An 18910-nucleotide genomic window follows, 5' to 3' on the forward strand; every position below is an offset into this window, starting at 1 on the left:
TCTTTAAGGTATCCAAACACCGGAGGAATTTACATAGTAACCATCAATGGTTTCATTGGAAGCCATGTGCCCGTCGCTGTATAAATAATAGCAAGAGCCGTTTACCCAAGTCCAACCAGTTTTCATATAACCGCTGGCATCAAAGAAATACCAGTAACCGTCAATGTATTCCCATCCATTTGTGGTATAAGAACCGTCGCCGTGCTTGTACCACCATTTACCGCTTGTGTAAACCCATTCGTTTGGTATCCAAACGCCGGAGGAATTTACATAGTAGCCGTCAATGGTTTCATTGGAAGCCATGTGTCCGTCGCTGTATAAATAATAGCAAGAACCATTCACCCAAGTCCAACCAGTTTTCATATAACCGTAGTCATCAAAGAAATACCAGTACCCGTCAATGTATTCCCAACCGTTTGTAGTGTAAGAGCCGTCACCGTGCTTGTACCACCATTTACCGCTTGTGTAAACCCATTCGTTTGGTATCCAAACGCCGGAGGAATTTACATAGTAGCCGTCAATGGTTTCATTGGAAGCCATGTGTCCGTCGCTGTATAAATAATAGCAAGAACCATTCACCCAAGTCCAACCTGTTTTCATATAACCGTAGTCATCAAAGAAATACCAGTACCCGTCAATGTATTCCCAACCGTTTGTAGTGTAAGAGCCGTCACCATGCTTGTACCACCATTTACCGTTTGTGTAAACCCATTCACCTTTTTCTAATTGGGATAAATCACCGATACATATTTTGGCATTGACGGTGGTCTCTAATCCTAAGTATTCAATATAGTAAGGAGCAGTATATTCATGAAATCCTGCTGTTGATACATCAAGATTTGGGAAAAACTCTAAAAGTGAAACCAGTCCGGCGCCCAGTCCGAATATTATCTCAGATGGATTATCTGCATTTACTAATAATTCTTTTAACGGCCAAGCTGTGTGTCCGTTTACAGGTATAACAAATACGTCTTCCGGAGCGCCCTGCGCAGGGAAGGTTGGAAGTATAACTACTTTAGAAGGTAGGAGATTTACTGTAAATTCTGTTGTAAGTCCACAGCTTGATACAGTTACCTTTTGTTCTCCTTTTTTGCTGGTATCAAATGGAGAGATTTCATATTGTACTTCTCCCATGTCCAGAGAATTTCCTTTTTCATCATAAAATTTAATACTTAACAGGTTTTTTAATTTGTCCTGAGAAATTCCCACAGGTAATCTGTTGTTTAAGGTAGTAAATTTTGCCTCAATTCTGGATGGTGTGGAGACCTCTCTTTCCTCCTGTGCAGTATCCACAGTTGCAGCATAAACATTGGGAGTCATGGAAAAACCTAATGTGAACACTGACAATAGACATAAAAATTTCTTTTTCATTGGCTGTTTCTCCTTTCTTTTTTCTGTTGCTAAACGGTACTGTTTATTGCCAATACGTTGACTATATCATACCTCCCCCCCCCGAAAAATCAACATGAAATACATATTTTTTTGGAAAATATTTCTAGCTATATCCTTCATTTTCCTGTATACTGAAACCTATAAAAATACAGTAAATTTATGTAAAATGAGAGGGGGAATAAGATGGAAGAAGCGTTGAAATTCAGAAAAGGCGACCGTATTAAAATCGAAGGAGAGCTTTATCAGGTTTTAGGTGGCATTGAACTGGTAAACCGCAGTGACGGAGCTCGTTGGACAGAATATTATGTGCAAAATCTTCAAAACGGAAAAGAACGCTGGTTAAGCGTAGATGAAATCTATGATGAATATGCAATTTATACCTCATGCGACAGTAAGGGATTTTCAGAGGAAGAGCTAGATGCAAAGGGTTGGAAAAATGCAGACTCCGGTGTAGAAGAAGTGCTGGACTGGTTCGGCAATGTGGATGCAGAACAGGGTGAGAAAGCTTCTTATACAGAATATGAAGATAATACAGGGGAATACCTGATGTCTGTGGAACACTGGGACGGTGAAACGGAGTACGCAAAGGGTTATTATCTGGATAAAGATGAGATTGAAGTTTTCGGTGATTTGCAGCAGATAGAAAATCCTCAGTTTCGTGTGGATTATAATAACTGTCAGCCAAGACAGCCGCAAACCATGCAAAAGAGAAAAGGAAGGAATAAGAAAATCATTGCAGTAGTTGTAATAGCAGTGCTGGCGTGGGGAATATGGGCAATAACGAAAAGCGCATCGAAAAAGGAAATCCGAAATTATTTGGAAGACTCCCCGTTTTATTCTTATGAAACCTCCATTACATCAGATTTAAACGAGGAGGAGAAAGCAGATGTGTACAGCACAGATTATTCCATAGAAACGGCTGCAAAGGAGATTATTACGGCGATTGATGGGAAAACGGAGGATGTGCAGGAAAATACCGAAGACGAAAGCGTGGCGATTTTGACAGAGCATGAGTATTGTCTGGTGTATGAGAGTGAAGAAGGGAAGACTATGGTGCAGGCAAGCAGCAGAGCTTATGTATATCAAAGCACCAATGATCCTTATCATGCCAGAACCACAACATCAAGGCATTATCATAGTTTCTACTATTTCAGAGGATATTCAAGAGACGCTTCCAGATATAATAATCGAGCAAGCGGCTATCAGAATTATGACGGAACAGCGCCGGAATATAATTATTCCGATACCTATCGGAGTTATTCCAACACAGTGCGTCAGGGAAGCACAGGTACACGAACTTCTTCCGGAGGCGGAATTGGTTTTGGAAAATAAAGAGAAAAGACGGAGGGCTAGAATATGATGGAAGAATTATTATTGATTGTTATTTATTGCGTACTGGGAACAGGCTTAATGCTTTTGGGAAATATGGTGGTGGATTGGGTAATTCCCTGTCATTTTCCAACAGAAATTAAAAAAGGAAATGTGGCAGTGGGCTGTGTCACAGCAGGAATTTCTGTTGCTATTGGAATTATTATTAAAGCAGCTATTATGTCACCACAGGCAGCAGCCGTAGAGGAAAGTATTTTAGAAGGTGTGGCATCTACGGTGTATTATTATGCAATCGGGTTGATTTTCTGTATTATCGGATATTTCATTACCCTGCTTTTAAATCGAAAATACGATTTGAATAAAGAAATCGGTGATGGAAATCCGGCGGCAGGCATTATGACAGCAGGTATCTTTGTAGGATTGGCAATCGTAATCAGTGGAGTAATTATGTAATGCAGGAAAAGAAATTTTCATACAGACGTTTAATGTTTACAACTTTTGTGATTTCCGGCTGTTCCATGGTATATGAGCTTTTAATCAGTTCTGTAAGCTCGTATCTTTTGGGAGACAGTATTTTGCAGTTTTCCATTACCATAGGGCTTTATATGTGCGCCATGGGACTGGGCTCTTATTTATCAAAATTTATAAAGACACAGTTATTTGACTGGTTTATTTTCGTGGAAATCAGCGTGGGAATACTGGGAGGAACCAGCTCTATTTTGCTGTTTCTTGCCAATGTTTATTTAGAAAGCTATTCCCTTGTTATGTACAGTGAAATTGTTTTGATCGGCACTTTGGTAGGGCTTGAAATCCCTCTCTTAACCAGAATTATTGAGGAAAATGCAGGAAATCTGCGTATTACTCTGTCCAGTATTTTCAGCTTTGACTATATCGGTGGATTGGCTGGCTCTATTGCATTTCCCCTGCTTTTGCTTCCTCAGCTGGGATATTTTTCTACGGCATTTTTAGTAGGAGCAATGAATTTGGGGATTTCTCTGTTTATTTTGTATTCTTACCGAAGATACATAGGGAGAACAGCTCTGTGGAAGATCATCATTTATATTTCCGGTGCAGGAATGATACTGGGAATGTTATTTTCGGAAAATCTGGCATCCGGTATTGAACAGGGGTTATATCGTGATAAGGTTATTTATTCGGAGCAGACACCTTATCAGAAGTTGGTACTTACCAAACATAAAGATGATGTACGCCTTTATATTAATGGAAATATTCAGTTTTCTTCTATGGATGAGTATCGTTATCATGAAGTTTTGGTTCATGTGCCTATGTCGGCGGCAAAGAAACGGGAAAAGGTGCTGATTTTAGGAGGTGGAGACGGACTTGCCGTGCGGGAAGTGTTGAAATACAAAGAAGTACAGCAAATTGATTTAGTGGATTTAGATGCCGGAGTAACGGAGCTTTGCAGAAGCCATAAAGATATTAAAAAGTTAAATGAGGGCTCTTTGGACAGAGCAAAATTAAAGATTTATAACGAAGATGCTTATGAGTTTTTGGAAAACAATGCAGGAAAAGCTCTCTATGATGTGATTTTGGTGGATATGCCGGATCCCAACAGTGAAACAGTAAACAAATTATATACGGATTTATTTTATCGCCTGTGCAGCCGTAATCTTTCTGATGAGGGAGTTATGGCTGTTCAGTCTACCAGCCCTTATTATGCCGGTGATGCCTTTTGGTGTATTCATGAAACAGTGAAGCAGGAAATGCCCTTTGTATATCCCTACCATGTGCAGGTTCCGTCTTTTGGAGACTGGGGATTTCAGTTGGCATCTAAGACAGAAATTCAGATTGAGAACTTGACCTTGCAACAGGAAGGAAAATTTCTGACACAGGATAATTTGCAGGGGATTTTTCTTTTTGGAGAAGATGAACGTTCGAAAAAGGAGCTGGAGGTAAATTCTTTATCAAGTCCGAAGCTTTTACAGTATTATCTGGAAGCGGAGAAAAACTGGGAATAAGAAAGTTTGAAATAAAAGCAATCCCCCTATTTTCCTAGGGGGATTTGTGCTATACTGTTATTTTAGAAAAAAGTAGTTTGGAGGAAATGCCATGAATATGGATAGAATACCGGCTTATGAACTGATTTTAAAAGAAGAAATTTCGGATATTCATTCTGAAGGTTATTTGTTAAAGCATAAAAAAAGCGGTGCAAGAGTAATGGTGCTGAAAAACGAGGACGAAAATAAGGTATTTAATATTGCCTTTCGTACTCCTCCCGCAGACAGCACAGGAGTGGCGCATATTTTAGAGCACAGTGTATTGTGCGGTTCGAAGAACTTTCCGCTGAAAGATCCTTTTGTGGAGCTGGTGAAAGGTTCTTTAAATACCTTTTTAAATGCCATGACTTATCCGGACAAGACCATGTATCCGGTGGCGAGCTGCAATGAGCAGGATTTTAAAAACCTGATGCACGTTTATCTGGATGCTGTATTTTTTCCGAATATTTACGAAAAGGAAGAAATTTTCCGTCAGGAGGGTTGGCATTATGAGTTGGAAAATGCAGATGCGCCTCTTACTTTAAATGGTGTAGTTTACAACGAGATGAAGGGGGCGTTTTCTTCACCGGAGGATGTATTGGAGAGAGAAATTTTTAATTCTCTGTTTCCTGATACGCCTTACGGTGTGGAGTCAGGAGGAGATCCTCAGTGTATTCCTGATTTAAAATATTCTGAGTTTTTATCCTTCCACAGCCGCTATTATCATCCGGCAAACAGTTATATTTATCTGTATGGAAATATGGATATGGAAGAACGCTTGAACTGGATGGATGAGGAATATTTGAGTAAATATGATGAAATTCCCGTTGCTTCTCAAATAGGGTATCAGGAAGCCTTTTCAGAAATCAGAAATGTAGAGATGGAGTATTCTGTAACAGAAAGCGAACCGGAAGAAAATAATTCCTACTTATCTTACAACATTGTTGTTGGCGACAGCCTTGATGTGGAAAGAAGCGTTGCTTTTGAAGTTTTGGATTATACTCTTTTAAGCGCTCCGGGAGCACCTTTAAAGAAAATCCTTTTGGAAGAGGGAATTGGTAAGGACATTATGGGCTCTTATGAGGACGGAATTTATCAGCCGTTTTTCTCGGTCATTGCGAAAAATGCAAATCCGGCAGATAAGGACAGATTTCTTTCTCTTATCCGCAGCACATTAGAAGACATTGTGAAAAACGGAGTAGATAAAAAAGCCATTGAAGCGGGAATTAACTATATTGAATTCCGTTTCCGTGAGGCAGATTATTCTTCTTTCCCGAAAGGCTTGATGTACAGCATTGATGTATTTGATACATGGCTGTATGATGATGCAAAACCATTTGAGCGTTTAAAATGTCTGGATATTTTTGAAGCCTTGAAGAAAAAAGCAGATACAGGATATTTTGAAGAACTTATTGAAAAATATCTACTTTCCAATACCCATGCGTCTGTTGTGGTAGTAAATCCAAAGAGAGGGCTGGCAGCGGAAAAGGAAAAAGCTTTGGCAGATAAGCTGGCAGAGTATAAAGCATCCTTAAGTCAGGAGAAGCTGGAAAAACTGGTGGCTGATACAAAACACTTAAAAGAGTATCAGGATGCAGAAGAAACAGAGGAAGCCTTGAAAACCATTCCTCTTTTAAAAAGAGAGGATATCAGCAGAGAAAGCGCCAAAATCTACAATACAGAAAAACATGTGGATGATACCTTGGTGCTTCACCACGAAATTGACACCAATGGAATTGGATATTTGGAACTGCTTTTTGATATGAAATATGTTCCGGAAGAATTAGTTCCTTATATGGGAATTTTAAAATCTGTTTTGGGATATGTAGATACAGAGCATTACGATTACGGAACTTTGTTCAATGAAATCAATGCAAGAAGCGGTGGTATTCTGTTTGGAATTAGTGTGTTTACAGACTCCAAAGACAATCAGAAATTCACACCAATGGCGGGAATAAAGGCAAAAGCACTTTACAAGGATATTCCTTTTGTTTTTGAAATGATAAAAGAAATTTTAAAAACATCAAAATTAGAGGATGAAAAACGCCTATATGAAATTATTGCGAAAATGAAGTCAAGATTACAGATGAGTCTGGTCTCCTCCGGACATACCACAGCGGCTATGCGTGCGCTGTCTTACTTCTCAGCAGGCTCTTGTTTTCAGGAGAAAATCAGTGGTGTTGATTTCTATCAGCTGATAAATGATATTGAAGAAAATTTTGAACAGAGAAAAGCAGATGTTATTGCAAAATTAAAAGAGCTGATGGGCTGTGTTTTCCGTGCGGAAAACCTTATGGTAAGCTATACTTCTGAAGAAAAAGGCTATGAAGGTCTGGAAAAGGAAATCAAAGAATTTAAAGAAATTCTTTATACAGGTGAAAAGAAAGAGACAGCTTCCTATTCTTCCTGTGTTGTGAAAAATGAAGGCTTTAAGACAGCGGGACAGGTACAGCATGTAGCAGCAGCAGGCAACTTTAAAGAGGCAGGCTTTGAATATACAGGAGCTTTGCGGATTTTAAAAGTGATGCTAAGCTACGAATATCTGTGGATGAATATTCGTGTAAAAGGCGGAGCTTATGGTTGTATGAGCTCTTTCAGAAGAAACGGTGATGGATTTTTAGTTTCTTATCGAGATCCAAATCTGGAAAAAACTTTGGAGGTATTCAGAAAAACAGGCGATTTTATCCGTTCTTTTGACGCAGATGAAAGAGAAATGACAAAATACATCATCGGAACCATTAGTGAACTGGATGTTCCTATGACTCCGTCTACAAAGGGAAACATGTCTTTAAATGCTTGGTTTTCTAAAGTAACAGAAGAAGATATGCAAAGAGAGCGTCAAGAAATCTTAGATGCACAGCCAAAAGATATTCGAAAGCTGGCAGGAATTGTAGACGCCATGATGGAACAGAACCGTATTTGTGTAGTGGGCAGCGAAGAAAAGATAGAACAAGAGAAAAAGGTATTTGAGGTTACGAAACATTTACTGTAAAAGGAGAATTTATGAGGGCAGATTTTAAATCAGGATTTGTGGCAATTATCGGAAGACCGAATGTGGGGAAATCTACGTTGATGAACCACTTAATCGGGCAGAAGATTGCCATTACTTCCAGAAAACCACAGACAACAAGAAACAAGATACAAACTGTGTATACAGGAGAAAAGGGACAGATTGTCTTTTTAGATACTCCCGGTATTCACAAGGCAAAGAATAAACTGGGAGAATACATGGTAAATGTAGCCCAGAGAACCTTTAAAGATGCAGATGTGATTTTGTGGCTGGTAGAACCAACTTCTTATATCGGAGCAGGAGAACGACATATAGCAGAACAGTTGAAAAACTGCAAGCTTCCGGTGATTTTAGTAATTAACAAAGTAGATACGGTAAAGAAAAGTGAGATTGCGGGATTTATTGACGGATATCGAAAGCTGTATAATTTTTCTGATATCGTACCGGCGTCCGCACTTCGGGCACAAAATTTGGATACGGTATTGGATTGCATCTTTAAATACCTGCCTTACGGACCGATGTTTTATGATGAAGATACCATTACAGACCAGCCTCAGAGACAAATTGTGGCAGAGATGATACGAGAAAAGGCGCTTCGAACCTTAGATGAAGAAATTCCTCACGGCATAGCCGTTACCATTGACCAGATGAAGGAACGTACAGATAAAGATTTGGTGGATATTGACGCTACCATTATCTGCGAAAGAGACTCCCACAAGGGAATTATTATCGGAAAACAAGGTGCAATGCTGAAAAAAATCGGCAGCGCAGCCAGATATGAAATCGAGCATTTCTTAGAAAAACCGGTAAATCTGAAGCTGTGGGTAAAGGTGAAAAAAGATTGGCGTGACAGTGATTTTCTCATTAAAAACTTTGGATATGATAAGAAGGAAATTTAATGAATGATTTCATTACCGTAACGGGTATGGTTTTATCTGCCATGCCCGTGGGAGAATATGATAAACGTCTTGTGATTTTAACACGGGAAAAAGGGAAGATAACCGTTTTTGCAAAAGGTGCAAGAAGACAGAACAGCACCATGATGGCTGTATCAAATCCCTTTGTGTTCGGTTCTTTCCTGATATATGAAGGGCGCACAGCCTATCAGCTGCGTTCTGCTTCTGTGAAAAATTATTTCTCAGAGCTGGCAGGAATTCAGCCGGAGGTTTATTATGGTTTTTATTTTCTGGAACTGGCAGATTTTTATGCCAGAGAAAATATTGACGAAAAAGAAGTGTTAAATTTACTGTATATTACCTTAAAAGCGTTGATAGCACAGCGAATAGAGCCAATGCTTATCCGTTACATTTTTGAGTTAAAAACAGTTGCCATTAACGGAGAAGCCCCTTATGTGTTTGCCTGTGAGGAATGTGGCACAACAGAGGAGCTGCAATGGTTTTCTGTAAGAGAAGCAGGTGTTTTCTGTAAAAATTGCGGAAACGGCAAAAAAGGAGTAATGTATATCAGTCCCTCCGCTTTGTATACCATGCAGTTTATTCTTGCGGCAAAATTAGAAAAACTCTATTCCTTTACTGTGACAAAAGAAGTGCAGGAGGAGTTGGGAAAAATAATGCGTTCTTATATGAAAGAACAAATTGATAAAAACTTAAAAAGTCTGGAGATTTTACAGATGATGATATAGAAAGGCGTTGGCTGAAAATCAGCCGGCGCCTTTTGACTGTGCAAAATTCTTTCTTCTTATAATAAAGTGAAAATGTATAAATATTATAGATGAAATGTATGAAAATTGCATAAAATGCCAAACGTTTGCGGAAAAAGATAGATAAAATAACGAAAAATTCATTGATTTAAAAGGGAATGGTAAGTTAATATGTAAAATATGGAAACTATATAAGAAGATGGAGGAATGCGACATGAAACGATGGAAACAAGTTTGCAGCACCATGCTGGCAGGAACTATGCTGTTCCAGACTCCGGTAGCAGCTGCTCCGAAGGAGGAGAAAGAAGAAAAATCTCCTTGGGTATCAGACTGGAAACCGGAAGACGGTACAACCACAGGGGATGCTTACCAGATTTATCCTGTTCCCCAGAAGATTGAATATCCCTCAAAGACAGAATTTGACATGGATAAGAACGTGGGTGTGGTAAGCGGCGAAAAGGTAGACAAGGCTACAAACGACTACTTGAACGAAGTCTTGGAGGAGTTTGACAGAACGCCAAAGAAAGAGAAAAAGGCAGGAGACGGTAGTGATATTATTATTGGTGTAAAGGGCAGCGGAGACGAAGCTGATAAATACTTTGCCGATAAGAAATTAGATGAAAATCTCTTTGAACAAAGCGGCGGCTACGCATTAAGCGCAGACGGAGAGGATATTGTCATTTTAGGAAAGGATACAGAAGCAGCATTTTATGGAGTTGCCACTTTGAAAATGATGTTTTCTTCCTTTAACGGAGAAAAATTTTATCCGGTAGAAATTCAGGACTATGCTTCCATTGATGCCAGAGGTTATATCGAAGGCTTTTACGGAAGCTGGACACATGAGCAGAGAAAGAGCCTGATGGAGTTTACCAGAGATGTGAAGATGAATTTGTACGTATACGCATCAAAAACAGACGCATATCACACTTCCAAATGGGCAGAGCTCTATCCGGATGATATGTTAAACCAGTTTAAAGAGTTGGTGAAATTACAGGAAAAGAATAAAACGGAATTTTCATGGGCAGTACATATCGGAGACATGTTGAAAGGTGTACAGCCTAACGCATCTGTACAATATGACGAAAATAAATATCAGGAAAGCAAGAAAAAGCTTATGGCGAAATTCGACCAGTTATATAATATCGGAGTGCGCCGCTTCTGTCTCTTGAACGATGACTTTGGAGCAGGCTCACCGGAACTGGTAGTTCGTCTTGTAAATGACTTGAATAAGGAATACATCAAAGCAAAAGGATGTAAGCCGATTATTTACTGTCCGCAGGGCTACAATGTGGCATGGTCACAGGGAGCAAACGGACAGAAGGAACTGGAAACTCTGAAACAGTTTGACAAAGATGTTTTGATTTTCTGGACAGGACAGGATGTAAACTCTCCGTTTACACAGGAGTCCATTAATTATGCAAAAGAAAAAACGGGACACTCTCCTGTATTCTGGGTAAATTATCCATGTAACGAGCATGCAAAATCCGGTATTTTCTTAGGAAGCAGCGCTCATTATATCAGAGATAATATTACAGGATTGGCAGGGGCAGTATCCAACCCAATCCATTTTGCAGAAGCAGATAAAGTAGCATTATTCCAGTTGGCTTCTTATTTCTGGAATGTGAATGATTATTCACAGCACACAGAAGAGGTGTGGGAGCAGTGCTTTAAATACTTAGAGCCGGAAGTATATGACGCATATCTGACCATTGCAAGAAACGTATCCAACTGTCCGGGTTCAGGACGTGTGCCGGAAGGCTTTGAAGAGTCCTTATACCTTGCAGATACCTTAGATGCAATCAAGAAAGCAGTAGAAGGAAATACTTTTACGGCAGATATGCAGGAAGTAAAAGATTTAAAAGCAGAATTCGCTCATATTCTTTCTGCAATTAAAACTTTTAAAGAAGAGTGTACAAACAAAGCTTTAGTACAGGAGCTTACCAATCCGGGTAACCGTGAGAACGGTGAAGGCTGGCTACAGGCTCTTGAAAATGTCGTAAAAGCAGGACAATACATTTTACAGGCACAGGAAGAAATGGCAAAAGCAGAACCGGATATGGGTATTGTATGGCAGAATTTCTCTGACGCATCAGCAGAAATGGACGTTTACAACAAACGTACTTACGAATTTCCGGCAGGCGGCACACAGTCTGTAAAAGCAGGAAGCCGCAGACTTGTACCATTTGTCAATGCCTGTATGGAAGATGTAAAAGCAGTGGTGGATGAGCTTCTGGCAACAGGAAATGCAGAAACACCTGCTGACCGAATTTATACAAACGTAAGTAAATATGCAAAAACACCGTTAACCATTGATGAAAAAGAGTATGGTGTTCGCAATGTAAAGGTAACTCTCGAAAAAGACCAGTACATCGGTATTAAAACAAAAGAAATCGCTGAAACTTCCAAGGTTATTCTGGAAAGCTCTGATGTATCCGGTCTGACATTAGAATATGCTCTTTACGGGGATGACTGGAAAGAAGTAGAACCAGGAGATTTACAGAAAAATATAGAAGCAAGATATTTGCGTCTGGTAAACAAAGGAGAGAAACCGGTAACTGCTATGGTGAAAAAGCTGGCGGCAGTAATTGAAAACAGAGCAGTATCCATGTCTGTAAAAGGAACAAATATCAAAGAACTTCAGTCCGGTTCATGGGATATGATGCTTGACGGCAATGCTGAGACTTTTGCCTTGACAAAAGGAGCGCAGAAAAAAGGAGACTATATTACCGTTGATTTAGGCAGAACACAGGCAATCAATGATATTACTTTCCATACAGCAGACGGAGACCAGAAAATTTATGACGCAAAGGTATCTGTTTCTAAAAACAATAAAGATTTTGAAGAAGTTGCCACATGGAACAGTGAAAGCGGAAAAGTAGACCCTCCTCGCAGAGAGTACAAGGCAGATGCTAAAGGAAAAGAAGGACGTTATGTTCGTTTACAGGTAACAAAGGATAATAATAATCCTCTGAAAATCTTTGAAGTAGAAGTAAATAAAGGTCAGAAAGCACCGGGAACAATTTCTCCTGATTTTGCTCTGACAAGTGATGAAAAAGCAGACAAGAAAGCTCTGACAGATAAAAATCTGGCAACCGTATTCCAGATTTCCCAGACAGATGACAAGAGCTATCTGGAATACAGAATTACAGATAATGTAAATCTGGACAGCTTTACTGTATTGCAGGCAGGCTCCTGTGAGGCAAAAGTTATTTTGAAAACAGCGGACGGAAAAGAAAAAGACTTAGGAAAGCTGACAAAAACCACACAGGAATTTAAAGGCTGGGAAGAAAATGTTCATGCAATAAGATTTGAATTCCCAAAAGGAAAAGATGTAAAATTAAATGAAATCATTCTCAAATACGGTGAAAATCCATCCGGCGACGTAGGACAGGCAGTTGAAAACATTCCTGTTGACCCGGGTGTGGAAGACTCAAAAGAAACAGTAAACCTTGCATTAAACCAGCCGGTAGAAGTATCCGGCATTGAAACAAATAACGTAAAACCGGAAAGCGCCGTGGACGGTGATGAAAATACAAAATGGGACAGTGCGGCGTTAAAAGGCAGCGGAGCTAAGAGCCCACAGTGGATTATTGTTGATTTGGGAACTTATACAAATATGATTTCCGAAATCAAAATGAGCTACTTTAACAAAGTATATCCGACCGATTATGATGTACAGGTAGCCAATGACAAGGAAAACTGGGTAACTGTTAAAACCATTAAAAAAGAAAATAATGGACCTACAAACCCGGTAGATACTGTAAAAGAAGAACTTACACAGCCGGTAGCAACCAGATATGTGAGAATTCTCTTTAGAAGCATCAATGCCAATGCGGCAGGTAACTGTATCGGATTAAAAGAACTGACCGTAAATGGTGTAAGACGCCATGTACCGGTAAGCTATACTTCCGTAGCAGAGCTTGAGAATGTAAATGCAGAAGTAAACGCAGAAAATGTAGCATTACCTGCAATGGTAGAAACAACGATAAAAGCAGGAGAAGAAAAAGAACAGCCATTAAAGGTTCTTCCTACATGGGATACAGAAAAAATTGATACATCAAAACCGGCAGATATTTTAGTAAAAGGTGCACTGCCAATCAATTACAGCTTAGTAAATCCGGAAGCTCTGGAAGCACAGGTTCATGTAATTGTAGGCGAGGGAGGAACAGAGCCTGAAAATCCGGAAAGAACCAATCTTGCCTTAAATCAGAAAGTAGAAGTTTCCGATGTAGAAACAGACTTTGACGGAAGTAAAACAGATTATGAGGGAGAATACGCTGTTGATGGAAAAGCAGATACCAGATGGAGCAGCGGACCTTTGAACAGTAAGCTGGGATTAGGCGGAGAACCAAAAGACCAGTATATTATTGTAGATTTAGGTGCAGGCAAAAATACCATAGATGAAATTAAAGTTTCTTATTTCAAGAAAGTATGGCCTACAAATTATACAGTGGAAGTTTCAGCAGATAAAAATACATGGGAAACTGTGAAGACCATTGAGAGAAATTCTTCAAATGACCTTAATGTTGTAGACGATTTCAAATTAGAGGAAGTGAAAAATGCCAGATATGTGCGTCTGTCCTTCCCGAAGGACGGTTTGAATACCAATGCAGCAGGAAGCAGCGTTTCTATTACAGAGCTGGAAGTATACGGAACAAAAGAAAATGTTGAACTTGATACCACAGCTTTAGAGCAACAAATTGCGGCAACAGAAGAAATTATAAAGAATGCAGAAGCTGAACCAAATAAATACGACAGTGCAACGGTAGAAGCGTTAAAAACAGCATTGGAGGCAGCAAAAGCAGTTGTAAATAAACCGGAAAGTCAGGAACAGCTTGATAAAGCGGTAGAGGACTTAAAAGCAGCACAGGCAGGCTTGAAAGAATTAAACTTAGATGAATTAAAGGCAGCGCTTCAGAAAGCAGAAGAAATTCTGACAGAAGAAAACTGCTATACACCGGAAAGCTATGAAGCCTTTAAAGCGGTTTATGAAAAAGTAAAAGCTCTTTTAGGAAAACCCATGACACAGCAGCAGGCAGATGATGCAAAAGCAGAGCTGGAAGCAGCACAGGGACAGTTAGAAAAAGTAGGAAAAGAAGGCTGGGTTCAGACCGAAAACGGCTGGGAATACTATGAAAACGGACAAAAAGTAACCGGATGGTTATATACAGGAAATCATTGGTACTATATGAACGATAATGGTATCATGGTAACCGGCTGGGCAGCGGTAGACGGACATTGGTATTATATGGACCAATGGGGAGCAATGTGCACCGGCTGGGTAGCGGCAGACGGACATTGGTATTATATGGATCAATGGGGAGCAATGTGCACCGGCTGGGTAGCAGTAGACGGACATTGGTACTATATGGACCAGTGGGGAGCAATGTGCATCGGCTGGGTACTTGTAGGAGATACATGGTATTACATGAATGGCAGCGGAGCAATGTGCACCGGCTGGGTAGCGGCAGACGGACATTGGTATTATATGGATCAATGGGGAGCAATGTGCACCGGCTGGGTAGTAGTAGACGGACATTGGTACTATATGGACCAATGGGGAGCAATGCGTACCGGCTGGGCGCTTGTAGGAGATGATTGGTATTATCTGAATGCAGACGGAACCATGGCAAGCAATCAGTGGATTGGCGGTTATTATGTAGATGCGTCCGGAAAGATGGTGTAAAGAATAAAATATCTTCTTTAGAGGTTGAAAACCTGTTACTTAACAGGTATAATAGGCTTCATAAACAAAAATGCCATAACAGTATTTTGAAAAAATGTAAAATAGAGGAGATTGTACAATGGAAAAGACAATGGAAAAGATTGTTGCACTTGCAAAATCCAGAGGATTTGTATATCCGGGTTCTGAAATTTACGGAGGTCTGGCAAACACATGGGATTATGGAAATCTCGGTGTTGAATTAAAAAACAACGTAAAAAGAGCATGGTGGCAGAAATTCGTAATGGAAAGCCCATACAATGTAGGTGTTGACTGTGCCATTTTAATGAACCCGCAGACATGGGTTGCTTCAGGACATCTGGGAGGCTTCTCTGACCCTCTGATGGATTGTAAAGAGTGTCACGAACGTTTCCGTGCAGATAAAATTATTGAAGATTACTGTGCGGAAAAGGGAATTGCCATTGAAGGAAGCGTAGATGCGTGGTCACAGGAACAGATGAAGGATTTCATCGAAGAACATCAAATTCCATGTCCTACCTGCGGAAAACATAACTTTACAGATATTCGTCAGTTTAACCTGATGTTTAAAACTTTCCAGGGTGTTACAGAGGATGCAAAAAATACAGTATATTTAAGACCGGAAACAGCGCAGGGTATCTTTGTAAACTTTAAAAATGTGCAGAGAACATCCAGAAAGAAGCTTCCTTTCGGTATTGCGCAGATTGGTAAATCCTTCCGTAACGAAATTACACCGGGTAACTTTACATTCCGTACTCGTGAATTCGAGCAGATGGAGCTGGAATTCTTCTGTAAACCGGATACAGACTTAGAATGGTTTGCATACTGGAAACAGTTCTGTCTTGACTGGCTGCACAGTCTGGGATTAAAAGACGAAGAAATCCGTTACCGTGACCATGATAAAGAGGAATTAAGCTTTTACAGTAAAGCAACCACAGACGTAGAGTTTCTTTTCCCATTTGGCTGGGGCGAGCTTTGGGGTATTGCGGACAGAACAGATTATGATTTGACACAGCATCAGAATGTTTCCGGACAGGATATGACTTACTTTGATGATGAAACAAACCAGAAATACATTCCTTATGTTATCGAGCCTTCACTGGGCGCTGACCGTATGGTGCTTGCATTCCTTTGCAGCGCTTATGACGAAGAAGTGTTAGACGCAGAAAAGAACGATGTTCGTACCGTGCTTCGTTTCCATCCTGCATTAGCGCCTGTAAAAATCGGTGTGCTTCCATTATCTAAGAAGTTAAACGAAGGTGCGTTAAAGGTGTTCGAGCAGTTATCTAAGAAATATAATTGTGAATTTGACGACAGAGGAAACATTGGTAAACGTTATCGCCGTCAGGATGAAATCGGTACACCATTCTGTGTAACTTACGATTTTGACTCTGAAACAGACGGAGCTGTTACAGTACGTGACCGTGACACAATGGAACAGGAAAGAGTAAAAATTGAAGATTTAAAAGCATATTTCGAAGAAAAATTTGTATTCTAAGAAAAGCTTGTAAGAAGCAGGAGTTGTTGTGAAAGACAACTCCTGCTTTTTATGGTGAGTCCAGCGGGCGCACGTTTTAAATTTCTTGCCGAAAAAGGTTGAATATGGTATATTTTTACTATGACACAAAGGTAGAAGAATATAAAGGCTAGAGTGGGGCTTATGTAGAAGTATAAAAAATTTGAAAATAAAAAGAAAAGCCTTAGAGCATTGGGGGTAGGCTTAACTATATCAGTTGTCGCAATACTTGTTATTTTTTATTCGAATTATAACAGAATTTATAAATTGTTTTTAGAAAAGGATATGGAACAAATTAAGTTTACATCTAACTATGTTACAAAGCTTATACAGACAGAAATCGAAAATCTGTTATCAGAGATGGAAACCAGTTAGAAGATTTTTTTGGACCATAACGAAGAACAGCAGGATGAGGTTGTAGAACATTTAAAAGAAATAAAAGAACAAGGGGCTTTTGAAAAAATCGGTGTGGTAGATTTAACGGGAAGAAGTCTTGATGATACGGGAAAAACAGAAAAAATTCAAGATACAGAATTTTTGAACAGCATGTATCATAATCAAAATTATGTGTCAAATGTCCAAGATATTTCAGATACGATGATGATAGCCGTACCCATAACAAGAAACGGTCAGGTGACAGGGGCGATTTGGGGATATTATTCTATTTCAAGAATTTGATGTAAATACGATTAAGCTGGACAGATTGTTTTTCTTAAACAGTAATGAAAAAACATGGAAGGTTGTAAAAGTATTTATTTCTTTGGCGCATGAGCTGAAAATTACCGTTGTGGCAGAAGGCGTGGAAAATCGAAGCCAGATTGAAAAGTTAAAAGAAATAAATTGTGATTTGGTGCAGGGGTATTATTATTCAAAACCATTACCGGAAGAAGAATTTATATATTGGGTAAGCAAAAGAGGATAAAGAATGTGGGGAAAATCTTATGGACGAAAAAGAAGAACTATTAAAAAAAGACAGAGAACGGCAGAAAAAACGTGAGGCGCTGCGGGAAAAACGTGAGCAGGAGCTGAAAAAGAAGGTCAGGCTTTTTACGGGAATTGGAATACTGGTATTTTTGATTTTGACAGCAGGCATTTCCCTAGGCGTACATAATCACAAAAAAGCCGAGGCAGAAAAAAAGAAAGAAAAAGCCAGACAGGAAAAACTGGAAAAGAAGAAAGCGCAAGAAGATCTGACTGTGGAGTTTCTTGCAGTAGGAGACAACATTGCCCATAGTCCTATTTACAAATCAGGGAAAGGGGAAGGAGATGTGTGGAATTATGACCACATCTATGAACCGGTGAAGAAAGATATTGAGGAAGCGGATTTGTCTTTGGTGGTACAGGAAACTATTTTCGTAGAAGACAGAAATGATATTTCCAGTTATCCGACTTTCGGGACACCTGTGGAAATCGGTGATGCACTGGTGAATACAGGATTTGATGTTATTGCCCATGCGACCAATCATGTATTGGATAAAGGCACAAAATCCATTGAATACACACTGGATTGGTGGGAACAGGCACATCCGGAGACCGAGATACTGGGAATACATAAAAGTGCAGAGGAAGCAGAAAATATTTCTGTAATTCAGTGTAAAAACTTAAAGATTGCCATGGTGAATTATACATACAGTTTTAATGGAATGGAATTGCCGAAAGAGAAGGAATATCTGGCTGATTTATTCGATGAAGAAAAAGCACGCAAGGACATTCAAAAAGCAAAAGAACTGGCGGATGTTGTCATGGTAGTGATGCACGTAGGAGATGAGTATGTGCAGGAAGTAGACGAGCAGACAAGGAACTGGACTGAGATATTCTTGGAAGAAGGGGTAGATATTGTCATTGGTTCTCATCCGCATGTCATTCGCCCTATGGAAACTTTAACAGGCGAAGACGGACATAAAATGTTGGTATATTATTCTCTTGGAAACTTTGTATCTACACAGAATGATTTGCCATGCCTTTTAGGTGGAATGGCAAAAATCACTGTTCAAAAAGATTTAGAAAGTGGAGAAATTCGGATACCAAATCATGAGTATATTCCGTTATTGATGTATTATGACAGAGAAAATCCGAAGGCAACAGTGTATAAGCTGGAAGATTATCCTGCGGATTTGGTGGAAAAACATTCCGTATATAAGAAAAATCCAAGAGAATTTTCGTTGGAATACTATCAAAACCTGTTTAAAAAAATAGAAGAACAGGGAAATAAGGATGCAATTTAGAAGAAAATGTTGAAAATGCACAAAAAAATATAAAAAAGAAGAAAAAACTATACAGAAAAACCATAAAACTATTGAAAATA

The 18910-nt window shown here is 39.5% G+C and carries 12 protein-coding genes; 11 read left to right on the forward strand and 1 reads right to left on the reverse strand.

Translation table 11 applies throughout. The annotated features are described in order from the left end of the window. Positions 1-3: 3 nt before the first annotated feature. Positions 4-1371, reverse strand: a complete 1368-nt coding sequence (locus CGC63_RS15255) for a PspC-like choline-binding domain-containing protein (protein ID WP_052530468.1) — start codon at positions 1369-1371, stop codon at positions 4-6. Positions 1372-1575: 204 nt separating this feature from the next. Here CGC63_RS15255 and CGC63_RS04955 point away from each other — a divergent pair, with 204 nt between their 5' ends. The 11 genes from CGC63_RS04955 to CGC63_RS05005 all read left to right on the forward strand — a co-directional run bounded on the left by CGC63_RS04955 (position 1576) and on the right by CGC63_RS05005 (position 18830). Beyond that, on the forward strand, positions 1576-2724 hold the full coding sequence (locus tag CGC63_RS04955) for a DUF4178 domain-containing protein (RefSeq protein WP_004223120.1): 1149 nt from the start codon (positions 1576-1578) through the stop codon (positions 2722-2724). A gap of 24 nt (positions 2725-2748) precedes the next feature. After that, the gene (locus CGC63_RS04960) at positions 2749-3174 is read left to right on the forward strand and encodes a DUF350 domain-containing protein (RefSeq protein ID WP_004223117.1); all 426 of its coding nucleotides are present in this window, start codon (positions 2749-2751) and stop codon (positions 3172-3174) included. After that, positions 3174-4700 (forward strand): polyamine aminopropyltransferase, encoded by a 1527-nt coding sequence (locus CGC63_RS04965; RefSeq protein WP_004223114.1) that lies wholly within the window; start codon positions 3174-3176, stop codon positions 4698-4700. The genes CGC63_RS04960 and CGC63_RS04965 overlap by 1 nt, the downstream gene beginning before the upstream one ends. 91 nt (positions 4701-4791) lie before the next feature. After that, positions 4792-7710, forward strand: coding sequence for an insulinase family protein (locus CGC63_RS04970; RefSeq protein WP_004223111.1), 2919 nt, complete (start codon positions 4792-4794; stop codon positions 7708-7710). 11 nt (positions 7711-7721) lie between these two features. After that, positions 7722-8627 carry a GTPase Era gene (era, locus tag CGC63_RS04975; RefSeq protein WP_004223108.1) on the forward strand — a complete coding sequence of 302 codons (906 nt, stop codon included), beginning with the start codon at positions 7722-7724 and terminating at the stop codon, positions 8625-8627. Beyond that, positions 8627-9370, forward strand: a complete 744-nt coding sequence (gene recO, locus CGC63_RS04980; protein WP_004223105.1) for a DNA repair protein RecO — start codon at positions 8627-8629, stop codon at positions 9368-9370. The genes era and recO overlap by 1 nt, the downstream gene beginning before the upstream one ends. Before the next feature lie 232 nt (positions 9371-9602). Continuing rightward, positions 9603-15074 (forward strand): beta-N-acetylglucosaminidase domain-containing protein, encoded by a 5472-nt coding sequence (locus CGC63_RS04985; RefSeq protein ID WP_040351276.1) that lies wholly within the window; start codon positions 9603-9605, stop codon positions 15072-15074. A gap of 118 nt (positions 15075-15192) precedes the next feature. Continuing rightward, complete coding sequence (locus CGC63_RS04990; protein WP_004223096.1) at positions 15193-16587, forward strand: glycine--tRNA ligase; 1395 nt, start codon at positions 15193-15195, stop codon at positions 16585-16587. 402 nt (positions 16588-16989) lie between these two features. Next, complete coding sequence (locus CGC63_RS04995; protein WP_004223095.1) at positions 16990-17283, forward strand: hypothetical protein; 294 nt, start codon at positions 16990-16992, stop codon at positions 17281-17283. A gap of 25 nt (positions 17284-17308) precedes the next feature. Then, positions 17309-17527 carry an EAL domain-containing protein gene (locus CGC63_RS05000; protein ID WP_004223092.1) on the forward strand — a complete coding sequence of 73 codons (219 nt, stop codon included), beginning with the start codon at positions 17309-17311 and terminating at the stop codon, positions 17525-17527. 19 nt (positions 17528-17546) lie between these two features. Further along, positions 17547-18830, forward strand: coding sequence for a CapA family protein (locus CGC63_RS05005; protein ID WP_004223090.1), 1284 nt, complete (start codon positions 17547-17549; stop codon positions 18828-18830). The last annotated feature ends 80 nt before the right edge of the window (positions 18831-18910 follow it).

The sequence above is a fragment of the Blautia hansenii DSM 20583 genome (assembly GCF_002222595.2).
Classification (GTDB): Bacteria; Bacillota; Clostridia; order Lachnospirales; family Lachnospiraceae; genus Blautia; species Blautia hansenii.